This is a genomic window from Micromonospora sp. ALFpr18c (genome assembly GCF_008868155.1).
Lineage (GTDB): Bacteria > Actinomycetota > Actinomycetes > Mycobacteriales > Micromonosporaceae > Micromonospora.
On record NZ_WBKR01000033.1, the window covers coordinates 1 to 19,025 of the forward strand.

The window sequence follows — 19,025 nt, forward strand, 5'->3', positions numbered from 1 at the left end:
TGGGTTGTTGACTTGGGTATTCGCTTGGTGAATAGTTTGACTTGTGTCTACGTCGCACGTTCTGCTGGGGTTGCTCGCTGGTGGGAGCCGGCATGGTTATGACCTCAAGCGTGCGCATGACGAGCGGCTGCCCCGGGCGCGGCCGCTGGCGTTCGGGCAGGTCTACGCGACGCTCGGGCGCCTGCAACGCGACGGTCTGGTGGCGGCCGCCGGTCAGGACCGGGCGGCCGGACCGGACCGGACGACGTACGCGCTGACCGGTGAGGGTCGGGCCACGCTCGACCGGTGGCTGTCCACGGTGGAGCCTCCGATGCCGTACGTGGCCAGCACGCTCTTCACCAAGGTCGTCGTGGCGCTGCTGGTCGCCGACGTGGACCGGGCCCGCTCCTATCTGATCGCCCAGCGCGGCGCGCACACCGCGCGGCTGCGCGAGTTGACCGCGGTCAAGGCCGACCCGGCCGCCACCCTCAGCGATGTGGTCGCGGCCGATTTCGCGATCGCCCACCTCGACGCCGACCTGCGGTGGCTGCGCGCCACCCTGGACCGGGTCGCCGACTGGCACCGGGAGGTGCATCCGTGACGCAACTCCAGGCTCGCGGCGTGGTTCGGGCGTACGGCCCGACGCCCGCCCTGCGTGGCGTGACGCTCGACGTGGCCGAGGGTGAGATCGTCGCCGTCACCGGTCCGAGCGGCTGCGGCAAGTCGACCCTGCTGCACTGCCTGGCGGGGATCCTCCGCCCGGACGTCGGCGAGGTCACCTGGCGTGGCCATCGGATCGACACCTGGTCGGAGGCGGCCCGGTCCCGGCTGCGGCGCACCGAGTTCGGGGTGCTGTTCCAGTTCGGCCAGTTGGTCGCCGAGCTGACCGCGGCGGAGAACGTCGCCCTGCCCCTGCTTCTCGCCGGCACGGGGCGGCGAGAGGCACGGACGGCGGCGCTCACCTGGCTGGAGCGGTTCGGGGTGGCCGACCTGGCCGACGTCCGGCCGGGTGAGATGTCCGGCGGTCAGCAGCAGCGCTGCGCGACGGCGCGGGCGTTGGTGACCGAGCCGCGGGTGCTCTTCGCCGACGAACCGACCGGTGCGCTGGACACGCTCACCGGTGAGCAGGTCCTCACCCAGCTGGTCCGGCTCGCCCGCGAGCAGCACACCGCCGTCGTGCTGGTCACTCATGAGCCGCGGATCGCCGCGTACGCCGATCGGGAGATCGTGCTGCGCGACGGCCTGGTGGACCACACCGGCCTGGGGCTCGACGTGCCGCTGGCCGGCGGCGCCCGGTGAGGCCGGGGACGCTGGTCCGGCTCGCGCTCGCCGGCACCCGCACCGACACCGCCCGGGTGGTGCTCACCGCGCTCAGCGCCCTGCTGGCGACCCTGGCCGGGCTGGCGGCGCTCGCCGTGCTGGCGATCGACAAACCGCCGGGCGACGCGTGGGCGAAGTCGGAGCAGTACGGCAACGCGCTGCTGCGCGAGCCCGGGTTGCGCGGCGGGACGACGTTCGCGTTGCTGATGCTGACCATCCCGGTGCTGGCGTTGGCCGGTCAGTGCGCCCGGCTCGGCGCGCCGGCCCGGGACCGTCGGCTGGCAGGGCTCCGGCTGGCCGGCGCCACCCCCGGTCAGGTCACCCGGCTGGCGGTGCTGGAGACCGGCGTGGCCGCCCTGCTCGGCACGCTCGCCGGGCTGGGTGTCTACCTGGGTGGCCGCGAGTTGCTGCACCGCCCGGACGGGCAGGGCCAGCTCGCGCTGCCCACCGACGTGCTGCCGTCGGCCGGCGCGATGGCCGCGGTGGTGCTCGGTCTGCCGGTGGTCGCGGCGCTGGCCACCGCCCTGATGCTGCGTACGGTCACCACGAGCCCGCTCGGGGTGAGCCGTAAGGCCCCCCGCGAGCGTGGTCCGCGGCCGTGGGCCGGGTTGTTGATCGCGGTGGGCCTGGCCGCGTTCATCGCGGTCCGCCCGGTGCTGTTCCAGTTCGAGGGCAACGACGAGGTGTTGGCCTGGCTGGTGCCGCTGCTGTTCGTGGCGGGTGGGCTCACGGCGATGATCGGTGTGGTCATCGGTACCGGCTGGATCTCGTACACCTGCGGGCGGTTGTTGCGTCGGCATGGCCGCCACCCGGCCGCCCTGCTCGCGGCGGGCCGGCTGATGGCCGACCCGTGGGCGGGCAGCCGTACGTTCGCCGCGCTGCTCGCCGCCCTGATCTTCGGCGGGGGCGCCGCCGCGCTGCGCGCCTTCTTCGCGGCACAGGACCAGCTTGACCGGGAGCAGAGCCGACTCGGCGGGGTGGACCAGGCCGCCGACTCGTTCTACCTGTCGACCATGGATCTGGTCGACGCCGCGGTCGCGGTGGCGGTGCTGATCGCGGCGGGCGGGCTGATGGTCGCGCTGGTCGAGGGGATCGTCGCCCGTCGACGCGCGTACGCCGCGCTGGTCGCGACGGGGGTGCCCCGCGCCACGCTGAGCCGTTCCGTGGCCTGGCAGGCGTTGGCCCCGGCGGTGCCGGCAATCCTGCTCGCGCTCACCGTGGGCACGCTGCTCGGCCGAGGGCTCTTCCCGAAAGCCACGACCGGCGGGTCGTCGACGGAGGTCTGCAACGCCACCGCTGCGCTCTGTGCCGACCCGGCCACCCGCGCCCAGTACACGCGGGTCGTGGAGACGCCGCCGGTCGAGCAGGTTCCGGACGTACCCCTGGAGCACCTGGCGTGGCTCGGTGCCGGCGCGCTGGCCGCGGTGCTGGTGACCGTCGGCGTCGGCCTGCTCTTCCTTCGCGTCAGCACGGCACTGGACGAGTTACGCGCGGCCTGACCTGATCCGCACCACGTCGCCGGTCAGGTCGGAGCGTGGAAGAGGCCCGCCGACCAGGAGATCAAGAGACCGGCGGCCGCGGAGCAGCAGCAGACGACCAGGGCGGCGGCCACCACCCCCAGGATCATCCACGCCGACATACGCCGGGCCGCACCCGGCGGCGTGTCGGTGCCTGATTCGACCTCGTCGCTCACCCTGGGAAGTCTAGGTGCGCATGATCGTGCAGCTTCCTGGAAGTAGTGGCCTCGCCGGCCGGCCGAGGCCACTACTTCCACGATCGAGCGCGATCATGCCCGTCACGGTGATCACGCCCGCTGGGCGTCGTCAGGCGCGGCCGAGGCGATCCAGGATCCAGGCGTTGATGAACGCCTCCTCGCGCCAGGCGTCGTAGCGGCCGCTCGGCCCGCCGTGCCCGGCACCCATCTCGGTCTTGAGCAGGTAGTCGCCCTGCGGGGCGGTCGCCCGCAGCCGGGCGATCCACTTCGCCGGCTCCGAGTAGAGCACACGGGTGTCGTTGAGGCTGGTCACCGCGAGGATCGCCGGGTAGTCCACCGCCGTCACGTTCTCGTACGGCGTGTACGACTTCATGTACGCGTACACCTCGGGGTCGTCGAGGGGGTTGCCCCACTCCTCCCACTCGGTGACGGTCAACGGCAGCGACGGGTCGAGGATCGAGGTGAGCGCGTCCACGAACGGCACCTGCGCGACAATCCCGCTGAACGCGTCCGGCGCGAGATTGGCGACCGCGCCCATCAGCAGGCCACCGGCCGAGGCGCCCCGGGCGACCAGCCGGTCGCTGGCCGTCCAGCCGGCCTTGACCAGGTGCCGGGCGCAGGCGACGAAGTCGGTGAAGGTGTTCTTCTTGGCCAGCATCTTGCCCTGGTCGTACCAGCGCCGGCCCAGCTCACCGCCGCCCCGGATGTGCGCCACCGCGAAGACGACGCCCCGGTCCAGCAGGGACAGTCGGGCGACCGAGAACCACGGGTCCATGCTGGCCTCGTACGAGCCGTAGCCGTACAGCTCGCACGGTGCCGAGCCGTCCCGCGGGGTGCCGACCCGGCAGACCAGCGAGATCGGCACGCGGGTGCCGTCGTCGGCGAGCGCCCAGTCGCGGTGCTGCTCGTACTCGGCCGGGTCGTACGGCCGTCCGTCCGGCCCGGGCAGCACCGGCTTCTGCTTGCGCAGCACCATCTGCCGGGTGACCAGGTCGTAGTCGTACACCGAGTCGGGGGTGATCAGCGACGAGTAGCGCAGGCGGATCTGCCCGGTGCGGTACTCCGGGTTGGCGTCCAGGCCGACGCTGTACAGCGGTTCGGGGAAGTCGATGTCGTACCCGTCGTCGCTGCCGACCGGCAGCACCCGCAGGCCGGTGAGCCCGTCGGTGCGCAGCGACACCACCAGGTGGTTCGCGAACGCGTCCACCGCCTCCAGCCGGGTGCCGGGGGTGTGCTCGATCAGCGGCACCCAGTCGCCCGGAACGTCGGCCGAGGTGAACGCCAGCGCGAAGTCCTCCGCGCCGTCGTTGTGCAGGATGAGGAAGCGGTGCCCGTGGTGCTCCACCGCGTACTCGATGCCCTGCCGGCGTGGCGCGATCACGGCCGGCGCCCCGGCCGGGTTGCCGGCCGGGATCACCAGCACCTCGCTGGTGACCTTGCTGTGGATGTCGATGAGGATGAACTTCTCCGAGCGGGTCAGCTCCACCCCGACCCAGAACCGCTCGTCGTCCTCCTGGTGGACGACCACGTCGTCGGCGGCGGCCGAGCCGATGGTGTGCCGCCAGACCTTGTTGGGTCGCCAGGCGTCGTCGACGGTCACGTAGAACAGCACCGACGCGTCGGCCGACCAGGCGGTGCCGTAGAACGTGTCCGGTACCTCGTCGGGCAGCAGCTCGCCGGTGGTGAGGTCCTTCACGCGCAGGGTGAACCGCTCGTCGCCGGAGAAGTCGGTCGAGTACGCCAGCCAGCGCCCGTCGGGGCTGACGTCGAAGGCGCCCAGTGCGAAGAAGTCGTGCCCCTCGGCCAGCAGGTTGCCGTCGAGCAGCACCTCCTCGCCGTCGAGCGGGGCGCCGTCCGCGCTGACCGGCGGCTCGGTCTCGCCGTCGCGGACCGCGCGGCGGCAGTGCACCCCGTACTGCTGACCTTCGATCGTCCGGGTGTAGTACCAGTGCCCGCCCTTGCGGGTGGGCACGGACAGGTCGGTCTCCCGGGTGCGCTGGCGGGTCTCCTCGAACAGGTCGGCGCGCAGCTCGGCCAGGTGCGCCGTGCGCGCGTCGGTGTACGCGTTCTCCGCGGTCAGGTAGGCGATCGTCTCCGGGTCGTCCTTGGCGGCGAGCCAGGCGTACTCGTCGACGACCGTGTCGCCGTGGTGGGTGCGCTCGGTGGGCACCCGCTTCGCCGCGGGCGGGGCAGTCTCGGTGGTCACGGCGGCCACGTTACCGGCCGGGCCGCTCGGCGCGCCGGACCAGCGGCATCCCGATATCCACCACCACGGCTTTCGAACACATGTACGATGGCCGGCATGGCGGCAGCAGCGAGTTCCCTCGGCCGGTCCGGAGCCCTCGAGATCACCCGGCGGTTGGCGGCGATCTGCGGTCCACCGTTCTCCCGGCTCGGCGGGGCGGCCGACGAGGTGGCGGGGCGGCGGGCGCGCTGGGTGGCGGTCCCCGGCGGTCCGCACGCCGCCGCCGAGGTGCTGCGGCTGGCCGCCGCGCACGACCTGACGGTGGTGCCCCGGGGCGCCGGCACGAAGATCGACTGGGGTGCCGCGCCGGTGCAGGTCGACATCATGCTCGACACCGGCCGGTTGGCCGGCATCGGTCACGAGCCGGTCGGCGCACCGGTCGCCGAGGTGGGTGCCGGCACGCCGCTGCGGGCGGTGCAGGCGACGCTGGAGCGCACCGGGCAACGGCTGGCGTTGGACGCTCCGTCGCCCGGGGCGACCCTGGGCGGGGTGCTCGCCTCCGGTGAGTCCGGCCCGCTGCGGCACCGCCACGGCAGCCCCTGTGACCAGCTCCTCGGCGTCCGCTATCTCGGCGCCGACGGCGAGCTGGTCAGCGCCGGTGGCGGCGCACCCGGTCTCGACCTGGCCCGGCTGCTCTGCGGCTCGCAGGGCGCGCTCGGCGTGCTGGTCTCGGCGAGCCTGCGCGTGCAGCCGGTGCCGGCCAGCCGGCTGTGGGTGTCCCGTCCGGTGTGGACCCCGTTGGAGGTGCACGACCTGGTCCGGATGATCCTCGCCGCCCGCCTGGATCCGGCGGCCATCGAGCTCGACCTTCCCGGCGGTACGCCCCGGCCGCGCACGCCGTACCCGCCCGGTCACCCGTCCGCCACCGCCCGGGAGCGCCACCCGTCGATGTCCGGCCGGTCCGGCGCCCCGTCCCGCGCAGGCAGCCTGGTGGTGCTGTTGGAGGGCGGCCCGGCCGACGTCACCGAACGCGCCGAACGCCTGGTCGGCCTGCTGCACGGCGAGGCCACGGTCGCGCACTCCGCCCCGACGTGGTGGCGTCGCTACCCGTTCGCCCCCGGCGACACGGCGCTGCGCCTGGAGGTGCCGATCAGCGACCTGCACGCCGCCGTGTACGCGCTGCGCGACGCGGCCGGGAGCCCGGTGCCGGTCCGGGGCTCCGCCGGGCTGGGCGTGGTGCACGCGGCGCTGCCCGGCACGCTGGCCCCCGACCGGGTGGCGTCCATCCTGGCCGCCGTGCGCGGGGTGCTGCTGGCCCGGCAGGGTCGCTGCGTGGTGGTTTCCGCCCCCGCACCGGTCCGGCGGGCGGTCGACCTGTGGGGCGAGATCGCCGGCCTGGCCCAGCTCCGGGTCGCGAAGGAGCATCTCGACCCGGAGCACCGGCTCGCCCCCGGTCGCCTGCCCGGCGGCCTGTGACGGACCCGGCCCGGGCACCTGGTCAGACCATGTCGTTGCGCAGCACCAGGATGGCGATGTCGTCGCGGGGCGGCTCGACCGAGAAGTTGATCGCGGCGGCGCGCAGTCGGGCGGCCACCACGTCGGCCGAGTAGCCGGCCAGTGGCGCGGCCGCGTCACGCAACCGGTCGGTGCCGAACAACTCCCGGCCGCGCCGCCGCTCGGTGACGCCGTCGGTGTAGAAGATGAGGGAGTCGCCCGGGGCGAGTGCGATCTGCGCCGTCGGCGAGGTGATCGTGTCGAGCAGGCCGAGCGCCGTGCCGCCGGTGCCGACGAACGCGGCGCCGCCCTTGCCGGCCAGCAGCACCGGTCGGTCGTGCCCGGCCAGGTGCAGCGCGACGTCCAGCTGGTTGCCGTCGCCCGGCCCGACCGCCGCCAGGGCCAACGTGCAGTACCGGCCGCTGCCCCGCTCGACCAGCGTCTCGTTGAGCCGGGCCAGCGCCTCCGGCAACGGCTTGCCGTCGCCGACCAGCACCCGGATCACGTCGCGGACCAGCCCGGTGACCGCGGCGGCCTGCACACCCTTGCCGGAGACGTCGCCGATCACCACCAGCCAGCGCCCGTCGGGCAGCGGCACCACGTCGTAGAAGTCGCCGCCCACCTCGGCGTCGTCGCCGGTCGGGACGTACTCGGCGGCGAAGCCGATCCCGTCCACCAGCGGCAGCGCCGGGGGCAGCAGGGACTGCTGGAGGGTCTGCGCCACCCGCCGGCGCTCGGCGTGGATGCGGGCGTTCTCGATGGCCAGCGCGGCCCGCCGGGCCACGTCCTCCAGGACGGCCACCTCGTCCGGGTCGTGCCGGTGTCGCTGATGCCGCCCCACGGCCAGCGTGCCGAGTCGCTGCCCGCGCGCGATCAGCGGGACCGCGAACCCCTCCATCGGCCCACCGAGCGGGATCTGCGCCGCGCTGCGGGACGCCTCGCGCAGCCGCGCCTGGATCGAATCCTGGCCAGTCTCGGCCAGCACCTTGTGCAGTTGCGGCAGCATCGACTCGTCGGCGTGGGTCGCCGCCGCCAACCGCAGCCGACCCCACTCGTCGGTGGTGTGCACCGCGCACCACTGGCCGAGTCGGGGCACCACCAGCTGCGGGATCAGCGCCATGGTCAGCTCGACGTCCAGCGACTGGGCCAGCAGTTCGCTCGCCTCGGCCAGGAACGTCAGCCACGCCTGCCGGCGGACGTCGGCCCGGCGCAGCCGGTCGTTCTCCAGGTGCAACGACAGCCGCTCGGCGGTGAGCACCGCGAGGGGCCGGGCGTACGCGGACGGCGCGGCGTCCAACTCCAGCTCCCCGCCGTACGGGCGGTGCACGGTCAGTGGCACCCGGAGCAGTTCGCTGTCGTCGCGGGGCTGCCGGCCGAAGCGGGCCAGCACCTGCCGGCCCTGCCCGTCGCCGCGGTCCAGGCGGATCGCGCCGCCGGCCGCTCCCACCATCTCGGCGAGGCGGCTGAGCAGGCCGGCGGCGAAGTCGGGCAGCGGGTCGTCCGCGTACATGTCGGGGGCGGTCTGCATGAGTTCGCTCATGGCGTTGGCGCTCGGCGCGGAGCGGTCGTCGGCCGCGATCGGTGTCGCCGACCCCTCGGGGTCGGTGCCGCCGCGCGGGTCGGCGCCGGGGCGGTCCAGCCGGAACCAGACGCCCTTGCCGGTGGGCAGGTACGTGGTGCCCCAACGGCTGGCGAAGTGGTCGACCAGCAGCAGCCCCCGACCCCGCTCGGACACCTCGTTGATCTCGGTGGCGTCGTTGCGGGTGCCGACGGTCAGCTCGTCGCCCGAGCCGGCCGCGAAGTCGGAGACGGTCACGGTGAGCCCCACCTCGTCCGCGACGACGTCGATGTCCAGTTCGGTACGGGCGTGTTCGACGGCGTTGGTGGTCAGCTCCGTGGTGAGCAGCAGAGCCTCGTTGGCCAGCTCGTCCAGGTGCGCCTCGGTCAACACCGAGCGGACCACCGCGCGGGCGGCGGCGGGGGTACGCCGGTCGGCGGGCAGACGGACGTGCCGGACCGCCCCGTTCCGGGCCCCGGCCGTCGCGGGCCCCGCCTCGGCTGACACCCTCGTATCCTCCATCGTTCCCCCGCCGGGTGCCAAGCCGATCACCGTCGCCCCGCGCGGGGGAGGTGCTGGCACCGAGATCGCCCGCCCGGGTGCGCCGAATCGGGCCCGCGTGGCGGGTTCGGGCACCGGAGCGAGGTCTGCGACGCACCGTACCGGATCGGTCCTCCCCGGGCGGATCGATGCGGTGTCCGGGACGGTCCGGCGGGTCGCGCACCCTGGCACTGCGGCGCGCGCGGGCACAATATGGGGTGTCGGTGTGTCCGCACGGACCGGCGCCCCCGAGTTGAGCGAGGAATGATGACCACGGCGAAGCAGTCGGTGGCGGATCCGTCCGCGTCCGACCACGAGGCGCTCCTCGGTGAGTTGACCGAGGCGCTGCGACGGGTCCGTCGCGGCGACCTGAAGGTCCGGCTACCCCGCCGCGCCGGTACGGCCGGTGAGGTGGCGGACGCCTTCAACGAGGTGGTCTCGCTCCAGGAACGGCAGTACCTGGACCTGCGGCGGATCAGCCGGATCGTCGGCCGGGACGGCCGGCTCACCGAGCGCCTGGACGACGAAGGGCTGGACGGTTCCTGGGCGGAGGGGCAGCGGGCGATCAACTCGTTGATCGACGACCTGGGCCGGCCGACCACGGAGATCGCCCGGGTGATCGTGGCGGTCGCGGACGGCGACCTGTCCCAGCACATGGCACTGGAGATCGACGGTCGGCCGCTGCGCGGTGAGTACCTGCGCATCGGGCGCACCGTGAACACGATGGTCGACCAGTTGTCGTCGTTCTCGAACGAGGTGACCCGGGTGGCCCGCGAGGTGGGCACCGAGGGCAAGTTGGGTGGACAGGCCGACGTCCGGGGCGTCGCCGGCACCTGGAAGGACCTCACCGACTCGGTGAACACCATGGCGTCGAACCTGACCGGCCAGGTGCGGTCGATCTCACAGGTGGCGACGGCGGTGGCCAAGGGCGACCTGTCGCAGAAGATCACGGTCGGCGCGCGCGGTGAGGTCGCCGAGTTGGCCGCGACGATGAACTACCTCACGGACACGCTGCGGCTGTTCGCCGAGCAGGTGACCCGGGTGGCCCGCGAGGTGGGCACCGAGGGCAAGCTGGGCGGCCAGGCCGAGGTGCCGAACGTGGCCGGCACCTGGAAGGACCTGACCGACAGCGTCAACTCGATGGCGTCGAACCTGACCGCCCAGGTGCGGAACATCGCGCAGGTCTCCACGGCGGTGGCGCGCGGTGACCTGTCGCAGAAGATCACGGTGGCGGCGCAGGGCGAGATCCTGGAGCTGAAGGACACCGTCAACACGATGGTGGACCAACTCTCGTCGTTCGCCGACGAGGTGACCCGGGTGGCGCGTGAGGTGGGCATCGAGGGCAAGCTCGGCGGCCAGGCCCAGGTGCGGGGCGTTTCCGGCACCTGGCGCGACCTCACCGAGAACGTCAACCAGTTGGCCGGCAACCTGACCAGCCAGGTCCGCAACATCTCCCAGGTCTCCACGGCGGTGGCCAAGGGCGACCTGTCGCAGAAGATCACAGTGGACGCACAGGGCGAGATCCTGGAGCTGAAGAACACCGTCAACACCATGGTGGACCAACTCTCGTCGTTCGCCGACGAGGTGACCCGGGTCGCGCGTGAGGTGGGCACCGAGGGCAACCTGGGCGGTCAGGCGCAGGTCAAGGGCGTTTCCGGTACGTGGCGGGACCTGACCGACAACGTGAACTCGATGGCGTCGAACCTGACCAGCCAGGTCCGCAACATCGCGTCGGTGACCACGGCGGTGGCGAAGGGTGACCTCAGCCAGAAGATCACGGTGGACGCGCGGGGCGAGATCCTGGAGCTGAAGTCGACGGTCAACACGATGGTGGACCAGTTGTCGTCGTTCGCCGACGAGGTGACCCGGGTGGCCCGTGAGGTGGGCACCGAGGGCAAGCTCGGCGGTCAGGCCCAGGTGCGCGGCGTCGCCGGCACCTGGCGGGATCTGACCGACAACGTGAACTCGATGGCGTCGAACCTGACCGCCCAGGTCCGCAACATCGCGCAGGTCTCCACGGCGGTGGCGAAGGGTGACCTCAGCCAGAAGATCACGGTGGACGCGCGGGGCGAGATCCTGGAGCTCAAGTCGACGGTCAACACGATGGTCGATCAGCTGTCGTCGTTCGCCGACGAGGTGACCCGGGTGGCCCGCGAGGTGGGCACCGAGGGCAAGCTCGGCGGTCAGGCGCAGGTCAAGGGCGTCTCCGGTACGTGGCGAGATCTGACCGACAACGTGAACTCGATGGCGTCCAACCTGACCAGCCAGGTCCGCAACATCGCCTCGGTGACGACGGCGGTGGCGAAGGGTGACCTCAGCCAGAAGATCACCGTGGACGCGCAGGGCGAGATCCTGGAGCTCAAGTCGACGGTCAACACGATGGTCGACCAGTTGTCGTCGTTCGCCGACGAGGTGACCCGGGTGGCCCGCGAGGTCGGCATCGAGGGCAAGCTCGGCGGTCAGGCGCAGGTCAAGGGTGTGTCCGGCACCTGGCGTGACCTCACCGAGAACGTCAACCAGCTCGCCTCGACGCTGACCACCCAGCTGCGGGCCATCGCCCAGGTGTCCACGTCGGTGACCCGCGGCGACCTGACCCAGCGGATCGCGGTCAAGGCGCAGGGCGAGGTCGCCGAGCTGAAGGACAACATCAACCAGATGATCGTCACCCTCCGGGAGACGACCAAGAAGAACGCCGAGCAGGGCTGGCTGGACTCCAACCTGGCCCGTATCGGTGGCCTGTTGCAGGGCCAACGGGACCTGGGCGAGGTCTGCCGCATGATCATGACGGAGGTGACCCCGCTGGTCGACGCCCAGCTCGGCGCCTTCTTCCTCGCCGACGACACCGACGGCAGCATGCGGCTGCGGCTGACCTCCTCGTACGGGTACGTGGCGCGGGGGCACGACGTCACCTTCGGGCCGGGTGAGGGGCTGGTCGGGCAGACCGCCCTCTCGCGCCGGACGATCCGGGTCAGCGCCTCACCGAACAGCCGGCTCACCCTGCGGTCCGGTCTGGCCGAGACACCCCCGTCCGACCTGGTGGTGCTCCCCGTGCTGTTCGAGGGTGAGCTGCTCGGGGTGATCGAGTTCGCAAGCGTGTCGGCCTTCTCCGAGCTGCACCTGTCGTTCCTGGAGCGGCTGGTGCTCACCATCGGCATCGCGGTCAACACCATCCAGGCCAACCGGCGTACGGAGCAACTGCTGGCCCAGTCGCAGCGGCTGGCACACGAGATGCAGGAGCAGTCGGCGGAGTTGCAGCGCACCAACGCCGAGCTGGAGGAGAAGGCCACTCTGCTGTCCGAGCAGAAGGGCAACATCGAGACGAAGAACCGGGAGATCGAGCTGGCGCGGCTGGGCCTGGAGGAGAAGGCTCAGCAGTTGACCCGGGCGTCGGCCTACAAGTCGGAGTTCCTGGCCAACATGAGCCACGAGCTGCGTACCCCGCTGAACTCGTTGCTGTTGCTGGCCCGTCTGCTGGCCGAGAACTCGGAGCAGAACCTCAGCCCGAAGCAGATCGAGTTCGCGCGGACCATCCACGGGTCCGGCTCCGACCTGCTGCGTCTGATCGACGACATCCTCGACCTGTCCAAGATCGAGGCGGGTCGGATGGACGTCGAGCCGACCGAGATCCGCTTCTCCGAGCTGCGCGGCTTCGTCGAGCAGGCGTTCGCGCCGCAGGCCGAGGAGAAGAACCTGGACTTCCAGGTACGGGTGAGCAAGGATCTGCCGCCGGCGTTGGTGACCGACGCGCAGCGGTTGCAGCAGATCCTGCGCAACCTGCTCTCCAACGCGGTGAAGTTCACCGACAACGGTGCGGTGACACTGCGGATCGCCCCGGCGGCGGAGAACGTGGTCTTCGACGTCCCGGCGCTGACGAACGCTCAGCAGGTGATCGCGTTCACCGTGATCGACACCGGGATCGGCATCTCCGACGACAAGTTGTCGATCATTTTCGAGGCGTTCCAGCAGGCCGACGGCACGACCAGTCGCCGCTATGGCGGCACCGGCCTGGGGCTGTCGATCAGCCGCGATCTGGCCCGACTGATCGGCGGCACCATCACCGTCTCGTCGGTGCCCGGTCAGGGCTCGACCTTCACCCTCTTCGTGCCGCAGGTGTTGGCCCCGGACGCCGTGGTCGCGCCTCAGTCACCGTCTCCGCAGCGCGCCGGCCTGCCGTCGTCGCTGCTGATGCCGCCGCTGGAGTTGTTGCCGGAGCGACCCGAGGCGCCGGCCACCCGCCAGTTGGACGGGGCGACCGTGCTGATCGTGGACGACGACGTGCGTAACGTCTTCGCCCTGACCAGCGCATTGGAGCTGCACGGGATGACCGTGCTGTACTCGGACAACGGGGCGGACGGTGTCCGCCTGCTGGCCGAGCATCCGGAGGTGGACATCGTGCTGATGGACGCCATGATGCCGGACCAGGACGGGTACGAGACCACCCGCCAGATCCGCCGTAACCACCGCTTCGCGGACCTGCCGGTCGTCTTCCTGACCGCGAAGGCGATGCCGGGTGACCGCGAGTCGGCGCTCGCGGCCGGGGGCAGCGACTACATCACCAAGCCGGTCGACCTGGACGACCTGATCGAGTTGATGTCGTCGTGGATCAGCGGCAGCCGGACCGAGGAGACTTCGTGACCCAGATGGCCAAGGCGCTGCTCGTGGACGACCGCCGGGAGAACCTGATGGCCCTGGAGGCGATCCTCCAGGGCCTGCCGGTCCAGTCGGTGGCGGTGGAGAGCGGCGAGGCGGCCCTCAAGCAGCTGCTGGTGGACGACTTCGCGGTGATCCTGTTGGACGCGCAGATGCCGGACATGGACGGGTTCGAGACGGCGAGCCACATCAAGCGTCGGGAGCGGACCCGGCACGTGCCGATCATCTTCCTCACCGCCGCCGACCGGGACGCCCAGCTCGCCCTGCGGGGCTACCAGGTGGGCGCGGTGGACTACCTGACGAAGCCGTTCGACCCGTGGGTGCTGCGGGCCAAGGTGTCGGTCTTCGTCGAGCTGTGGGTGAAGACCCGGCAGTTGGCCGCCCAGTCGGACCTGGTGCGGGAGCGGGAGGCGCAGTGGCGGCGGCTCACCGACGCGGTGGACGAGGCCACCACCCTGCTCCGCTCCGACGACCGGGAGGCGCGGGACCGTGCGGTGGAGCTGTTGGAGCAGGCCCGTTGGGGCAACAGCGCCTGACCGGGCTGCTCAGACCTCGCTGGGGCGCAGGTGTCCAGTCTCGGCCCGGCGGATCCGCCAGCGCTCAGCCAGCGAGTCGATCTCTTCCTGAACGAAGATGAAGAAGTCGCGCATCTCGGCGACCCGTTCACCGGCCGGTGTCTGCGGGCCGTTGAGGGCATCCACCCCGGCGCTGGCCGCGTCGATGAACGTCTTGTAGATCGCGGTCTTGGTGATGGTCCCCTCGTACCAGGGGTTCTCCGGCATTCGGTAACGGTCGCGGCGGGAGCGGGGGACTGGCTCGCGGATCAGCATGCCGAACTGGGTGAGGTAGCGCACCGCGCCGCTGACCGCCGCCGCGCTCACCCCGAGTCGTTCGCCGATCTCGGCGGCGGTGAGCGGGTCGTCGGCGCTCATCACGGTGAACAGCACCCGGGCGGCCATCCGGGGGAAGCCGACCTCGGCGAACGTCAACGCCATCCGTTCGACGAAGAGGTGCACCGGGTCGTGGCCGTCGACGGCTGCCATGGTGGTCCCTTCTACGCGTGTCGTGGGCACCGATGGTGCCCCGACTCTCACAGTCTTCACAACTTTGTGAAACGAGTGTAGCTTCCGAAGTATGGAAACTCCGATTTCGGTGTCCGGCCTGGTCAAGACCTTCGGCCGGACCCGGGCGCTCGACGGCCTGGATCTGACCGTCCACGCCGGTGAGGTGCACGGCTTCCTCGGCCCGAACGGGGCCGGCAAGTCGACGACCATCCGGGCGCTGCTCGGCCTGCTGCGGGCGGACGCGGGAACGGTCCGCCTGCTCGGCGGTGACCCGTGGCGCGACGCGGTGGCCCTGCACCGCCGGCTGGCGTACGTGCCGGGTGACGTGACGCTCTGGCCCAACCTGTCCGGCGGCGAGGTCATCGACCTGCTCGGGCGGATGCGCGGCGGCCTCGACCCGACCCGCCGCGCGGAGCTGCTCGACTCCTTCGAGCTGGATCCCCGCAAGAAGGGCCGGGCGTACTCCAAGGGCAACCGGCAGAAGGTCGGCCTGGTGGCGGCCCTCGCCTCCGACGCCGAACTGCTCATCCTGGACGAGCCGACCTCCGGCCTGGACCCGCTCATGGAGGAGGTCTTCCAGCACTGGGTCCGCCGGGCCAGGACCGACGGCCGTACCGTGCTGCTCTCCAGTCACATCCTGGCCGAGGTGGAGGCGCTCTGCGACCGGGTGACGATCATCCGCAACGGGCGGGACGTGGAGACCGGCACCCTGTCCGAGCTGCGCCACCTGCGCCGCACCTCGATCGAGGCGGAGCTGATCGGCCCGGTGGACGGGCTGGGTCAGCTCGCCGGCGTACACGACCTGCGGGTGGACGGGCACCGGGTGCGCTTCGACGTGGAGAACGCCGCGCTGGACGCCGCGCTGCGTCAGCTCACCGAGATCGGCGTACGGAGTCTGGTCAGTCAGCCTCCGACCTTGGAGGAGCTGTTCCTGCGGCACTACCAGGCCGAGCAGGTGCGGTCATGACCTCCTTCACCGGCACCCGGCACCTGGTGCGGTTGATCATGCGCCGGGACCGGGTCGTGCTGCCGATCTGGATCCTGCTGCTCGCGGTGCTGCCGGCCAGCTACGCCAGCGCGTACACCGGCCTCTACCCGACCGCCGCCGAGCGGGCCGCCTACCTGGCCGGGACGGCGAGCAACCCGTCGATCGTCGCCCTGCTCGGCCCGGTGTACGGCGACAGCATCGGCGCGCTCACCGTCCAGCGGGCCGGCCTGCTCGCGGTGATAGCCGCGCTGGTCAGCGTGCTGATGGTGGTGCGGCACACCCGTACCGAGGAGGAGGCCGGCCGGCGGGAGCTGCTCGGCGCGACCGTGCTGGGCCGGTACGCCGGTCTGACCGCGGCGCTGCTCGTCACGTACGCCGCGAACGTGCTGCTCGGCCTGCTCGCCGCCGGCGGCCTCGTCGCCGCGGGCCTGCCCGGCACCGGCTCGCTGCTCTTCGGCGCCGGGATGGCGCTGACCGGCATCGTGTTCGCCACGGTCGGCGGGCTGGCCGCGCAGCTCACCGAGAGTGCCGGCGGGGCGCGCGGGATCGGCCTGGGCGTGCTCGGGTTGGCGTTCGCGCTGCGGCTGGGCGGTGACGCCGGGGGTTCCGGTGGCACCGGCGGGAGCGCGGAGTGGCTGAGCTGGCTGTCACCGCTGGGCTGGGCGGCCCGGGGTCGGGCCTTCGCCGGCGAACGCTGGTGGGTGCTGCTGCTTCCGGTGCTGTTCAGCGCGGTGCTCGCGCTCGTCGCGTACCCCGTCTCGGTGCGCCGTGACCTCGGCGCCGGGGTGTTCCCGCCCCGGCTCGGCCCGGCCTCCGCGGGCGCGCTGTTGACCGGCCCGTTCGGACTGGCGTGGCGGCTGCACCGGGGTCAGTTGCTCGGCTGGACCGTCGGCTTCGGGCTGCTCGGCCTGGTGCTGGGCGGCGCGGCCGACGCGGCCGGCGACGCGGTGGAGGGCAACGAGCAGGTTGCCGAGATCCTGGCCCGCCTGGGCGGCTCATCGACCCTGGCCGAGGCGTACCTCGGGAGCACGTTGAGCCTGACCGCGCTGGCCGCCGCCGGGTACGGCATCCAGGCCGCGCTGCGCGCGCGGGCCGAGGAGACCGCCGGGCGGGCCGAACCGCTGCTCGCCACGGCGGTGAGCCGGACCCGCTGGTTGGCGGCGCACCTGGTCTTCGCGCTGCTCGGTCCCGTGCTGGTGCTGGCCGTAACGGGGCTCGCGACCGGGCTGGCGTACGGCCTCAGCGTCGGCGACGTCGGCGGCGAGGTGCCCCGGCTGCTCGGCGTGGGTTTGGCGCAGGTGCCGGCGGCCTGGGTGCTCGCCGGGCTCGCGGCGCTGCTGGTGGGCTGGCTGCCCCGGTTGTCGTCGGTGGCCTGGGCGGTCCTCGCCGGCTGCCTGCTGCTCGGTCAGCTCGGCGCGGTGCTGAAGCTGAGCCAGTGGGCGCTTGACGTCTCCCCGTTCACCCACACCCCGCAGGTCCTGGGCGACAACTGGACGGCCACGCCCCTGGCAGCCCTGACGGTGATCGCGGCAGCCCTGCTAACCCTGGCCCTGAGAACCTTCCAGTCCCGAGACGTTCCCACCCCCTGACCCGCGTTGATCATGAGGTTGGCGGGCGATCCGCTGCCCCGACGACCCGTCAACCTCATGATCAATCAAGGAAGGCGAGGGGGCGGTGGCCCGGGTGGGGTCAGCCGGTGGGCTGGTCGTTGCGGATCATCAGGGCGCTGCGCAGGCCGGTGATGTCCAGGACACGGATCAGGAAATCGCCCACGTGGGTGAGCATCAGCAGGCTCTGCGCGTGGCTGGCCTTGCGGCTGAGGACGACCAGCGTGCCCAGGCCCTGCGAGTCGCAGAAGGTGACGCCACCGAGGTCGAGCACGATGCGCGGCGGCGGGTCGGCCAGCACCTCGTTGACGACCGTGGAGAGCTGGGCGGCCGTGAGCATGTCGATCTCACCGGCCAGGCGCAGCACTGCTTCGTCGCCCGTCCGGTGTAGCGTGATGGACAGTTCGGCACGATCCACCCGGTCAGCCTAGCGCGATCCAGCCGGCCCGGCCTGTCGAGGCCGCGAGCCACTCCCGACCCCGGTGTCGGCAGCCTCCGACGAGCGCCGATGGTGGGTGAGCCCGGTAACCCCGGCCCGGGGTGGCTGCTGGTTGGCCGTCCGGCGCTGACACAATGGCCCCATCGTGACCGACATCGTTTCCGCCGGATCTGGCCGTTACCCGGCCGACGCGCCGGCCTCCGAGGCCCTGTTCGACCGCGCCCGCGCCATCGTGCCGGGCGGGGTGAACTCCCCCGTGCGCGCCTTCCAGGCGGTCGGCGGCACCCCACGTTTCATGGTCCGTGGCGAGGGTCCGTGGCTGTTCGACGCCGACGGCCGCCGCTACGTCGACCTGGTCTGCTCGTGGGGTCCGCTGATCCTCGGGCACGCCCACCCCGAGGTGGTGGACGCCGTGCAGGCCGCCGCCGCCCGGGGCACCAGCTTCGGCACCCCCACCCCCGGTGAGGTGGAGCTGGCCGCCGAGATCGTCGACCGGACCCCGGTGGAGCAGGTCCGCCTGGTCAACTCCGGCACCGAGGCGACCATGTCGGCGATCCGGCTGGCCCGCGGCTTCACCGGCCGCTCCAAGATCGTCAAGTTCGCCGGTTGCTACCACGGTCACGTCGACGCGCTGCTCGCCTCCGCCGGGTCCGGCGTGGCCACCCTGGGCCTGCCCGACTCGCCCGGTGTGACCGGCGCGGCGGCCAGCGAGACGATCGTTCTCCCCTACAACGACATCCGGGCCGTCGAGGAGGCATTCGCCGCCGAGGGCCCGCACATCGCCGCGGTGATCACCGAGGCCGCCGCCGGCAACATGGGAGTGGTCGCCCCCCGCGACGGCTTCAACCAGCAGCTCGCCCGGATCGCGCACGCGCACGGCGCACTGCTCGTGGTGGACGAGGTGATGACCGGGTTCCGGGTCTCCCGCGCCGGATGGCACGGCCTCGACGCCTCCGACGCCGACCTGTGGACGTACGGCAAGGTCATGGGTGGTGGCCTGCCCGCCGCGGCGTTCGGCGGGCGCGCGGAGATCATGGCGCGGCTCGCCCCGGCCGGCCCGGTCTACCAGGCCGGCACGCTCTCCGGTAACCCGCTCGCCTGCGCTGCCGGCCTGACCACGCTGCGGCTCGCCGACGACGCGCTGTACCGCCGCCTCGACGAGACGGCCGCCGTCGTGGGCAAGCTGGCGTCGGACGCGCTGGCCACCGCCGGGGTGCCGCACCGCCTGTCGTACGCGGGCAGCATGTTCTCGATCTTCTTCACTGACGCCGACGTCGTGGACTACGACAGTGCCCGCACCCAGCAGGTGCCGGCGTTCAAGGCGTTCTTCCACGCGATGCTCGCCGCCGGCGTCTACCTGCCGCCGAGCGCGTTCGAGTCGTGGTTCGTGTCGGCGGCGATCGACGACGCCGCTCTGGAGCACATCGCCGCCGCGCTGCCGACAGCGGCGAACGCGGCGGCGGCAGCGGCTGGTCACGGGGGGTAGC

General features: G+C 72.2%; 14 protein-coding genes. 9 read left to right on the top strand and 5 right to left on the bottom strand.

What is annotated here, in order from left to right; all coding sequences use genetic code 11:
- Positions 1–43 precede the first annotated feature (43 nt).
- The 3 genes from F8271_RS09190 to F8271_RS09200 are packed head-to-tail and all read left to right on the top strand — an operon-like array spanning position 44 to position 2,798.
- Complete coding sequence (locus F8271_RS09190; RefSeq protein WP_151489273.1) at positions 44–580, top strand: PadR family transcriptional regulator; 537 nt, start codon at positions 44–46, stop codon at positions 578–580.
- A complete protein-coding gene (locus F8271_RS09195; RefSeq protein ID WP_151489274.1) occupies positions 577–1,278 on the top strand; it encodes an ABC transporter ATP-binding protein in 702 nt (233 codons plus the stop codon). Before F8271_RS09190 ends, F8271_RS09195 begins: the two co-directional genes overlap by 4 nt.
- A complete protein-coding gene (locus F8271_RS09200) occupies positions 1,275–2,798 on the top strand; it encodes an FtsX-like permease family protein (protein WP_151489275.1) in 1,524 nt (507 codons plus the stop codon). Before F8271_RS09195 ends, F8271_RS09200 begins: the two co-directional genes overlap by 4 nt.
- Positions 2,799–2,821: 23 nt before the next feature.
- On the opposite strand, the gene F8271_RS32275 is transcribed toward F8271_RS09200, so the two are convergent.
- Positions 2,822–2,992 carry a hypothetical protein gene (locus F8271_RS32275; RefSeq protein ID WP_192580207.1) on the bottom strand — a complete coding sequence of 57 codons (171 nt, stop codon included), beginning with the start codon at positions 2,990–2,992 and terminating at the stop codon, positions 2,822–2,824.
- Between the two features lie 130 nt (positions 2,993–3,122).
- Positions 3,123–5,219, bottom strand: coding sequence for a S9 family peptidase (locus F8271_RS09205; protein ID WP_151489276.1), 2,097 nt, complete (start codon positions 5,217–5,219; stop codon positions 3,123–3,125).
- 96 nt (positions 5,220–5,315) lie between these two features.
- Here F8271_RS09205 and F8271_RS09210 point away from each other — a divergent pair, with 96 nt between their 5' ends.
- The gene (locus F8271_RS09210) at positions 5,316–6,674 is read left to right on the top strand and encodes an FAD-binding oxidoreductase (RefSeq protein WP_151489277.1); all 1,359 of its coding nucleotides are present in this window, start codon (positions 5,316–5,318) and stop codon (positions 6,672–6,674) included.
- Positions 6,675–6,696: 22 nt separating this feature from the next.
- Here the strand turns inward: F8271_RS09210 and F8271_RS09215 are convergent, their stop codons facing one another.
- The gene (locus F8271_RS09215; RefSeq protein WP_192580208.1) at positions 6,697–8,772 is read right to left on the bottom strand and encodes a SpoIIE family protein phosphatase; all 2,076 of its coding nucleotides are present in this window, start codon (positions 8,770–8,772) and stop codon (positions 6,697–6,699) included.
- Between the two features lie 285 nt (positions 8,773–9,057).
- Between F8271_RS09215 and F8271_RS09220 the strand changes: the two genes are divergently transcribed.
- Together F8271_RS09220 and F8271_RS09225 are read left to right on the top strand one after the other, a co-directional pair.
- Positions 9,058–13,425 carry a HAMP domain-containing protein gene (locus tag F8271_RS09220; protein ID WP_151489279.1) on the top strand — a complete coding sequence of 1,456 codons (4,368 nt, stop codon included), beginning with the start codon at positions 9,058–9,060 and terminating at the stop codon, positions 13,423–13,425.
- The gene (locus F8271_RS09225; protein WP_151489280.1) at positions 13,422–13,976 is read left to right on the top strand and encodes a two-component system response regulator; all 555 of its coding nucleotides are present in this window, start codon (positions 13,422–13,424) and stop codon (positions 13,974–13,976) included. The genes F8271_RS09220 and F8271_RS09225 overlap by 4 nt, the downstream gene beginning before the upstream one ends.
- Before the next feature lie 9 nt (positions 13,977–13,985).
- Here the strand turns inward: F8271_RS09225 and F8271_RS09230 are convergent, their stop codons facing one another.
- Positions 13,986–14,483 (bottom strand): GbsR/MarR family transcriptional regulator, encoded by a 498-nt coding sequence (locus F8271_RS09230; RefSeq protein WP_151489281.1) that lies wholly within the window; start codon positions 14,481–14,483, stop codon positions 13,986–13,988.
- Between the two features lie 91 nt (positions 14,484–14,574).
- Here F8271_RS09230 and F8271_RS09235 point away from each other — a divergent pair, with 91 nt between their 5' ends.
- A complete protein-coding gene (locus tag F8271_RS09235) occupies positions 14,575–15,471 on the top strand; it encodes an ABC transporter ATP-binding protein (protein ID WP_151489282.1) in 897 nt (298 codons plus the stop codon).
- Positions 15,468–17,081, top strand: coding sequence for an ABC transporter permease (locus F8271_RS09240; protein ID WP_151489283.1), 1,614 nt, complete (start codon positions 15,468–15,470; stop codon positions 17,079–17,081). Before F8271_RS09235 ends, F8271_RS09240 begins: the two co-directional genes overlap by 4 nt.
- Positions 17,082–17,181: 100 nt before the next feature.
- Here F8271_RS09240 and F8271_RS09245 read toward each other — a convergent pair whose 3' ends face one another.
- Positions 17,182–17,517, bottom strand: coding sequence for an STAS domain-containing protein (locus tag F8271_RS09245; protein WP_007454492.1), 336 nt, complete (start codon positions 17,515–17,517; stop codon positions 17,182–17,184).
- 166 nt (positions 17,518–17,683) lie between these two features.
- On the opposite strand from F8271_RS09245, the gene hemL reads away from it, so the two are divergent.
- Positions 17,684–19,024, top strand: coding sequence for a glutamate-1-semialdehyde 2,1-aminomutase (gene hemL, locus F8271_RS09250; protein ID WP_151489284.1), 1,341 nt, complete (start codon positions 17,684–17,686; stop codon positions 19,022–19,024).
- Position 19,025 lies beyond the last annotated feature (1 nt).

What these genes read in the sequence shown, in the direction of transcription:
- F8271_RS09235 (WP_151489282.1), top strand. Translation starts at nt 14,575, where the DNA reads ATGGAAACTCCGATTTCGGTGTCCGGCCTGGTCAAGACCTTCGGCCGG.
- F8271_RS09220 (WP_151489279.1), top strand. Translation starts at nt 9,058, where the DNA reads ATGACCACGGCGAAGCAGTCGGTGGCGGATCCGTCCGCGTCCGACCAC.
- F8271_RS09210 (WP_151489277.1), top strand. Translation starts at nt 5,316, where the DNA reads ATGGCGGCAGCAGCGAGTTCCCTCGGCCGGTCCGGAGCCCTCGAGATC.
- F8271_RS09230 (WP_151489281.1), bottom strand. Translation starts at nt 14,483, where the DNA reads ATGGCAGCCGTCGACGGCCACGACCCGGTGCACCTCTTCGTCGAACGG.
- F8271_RS09215 (WP_192580208.1), bottom strand. Translation starts at nt 8,772, where the DNA reads ATGGAGGATACGAGGGTGTCAGCCGAGGCGGGGCCCGCGACGGCCGGG.
- F8271_RS09240 (WP_151489283.1), top strand. Translation starts at nt 15,468, where the DNA reads ATGACCTCCTTCACCGGCACCCGGCACCTGGTGCGGTTGATCATGCGC.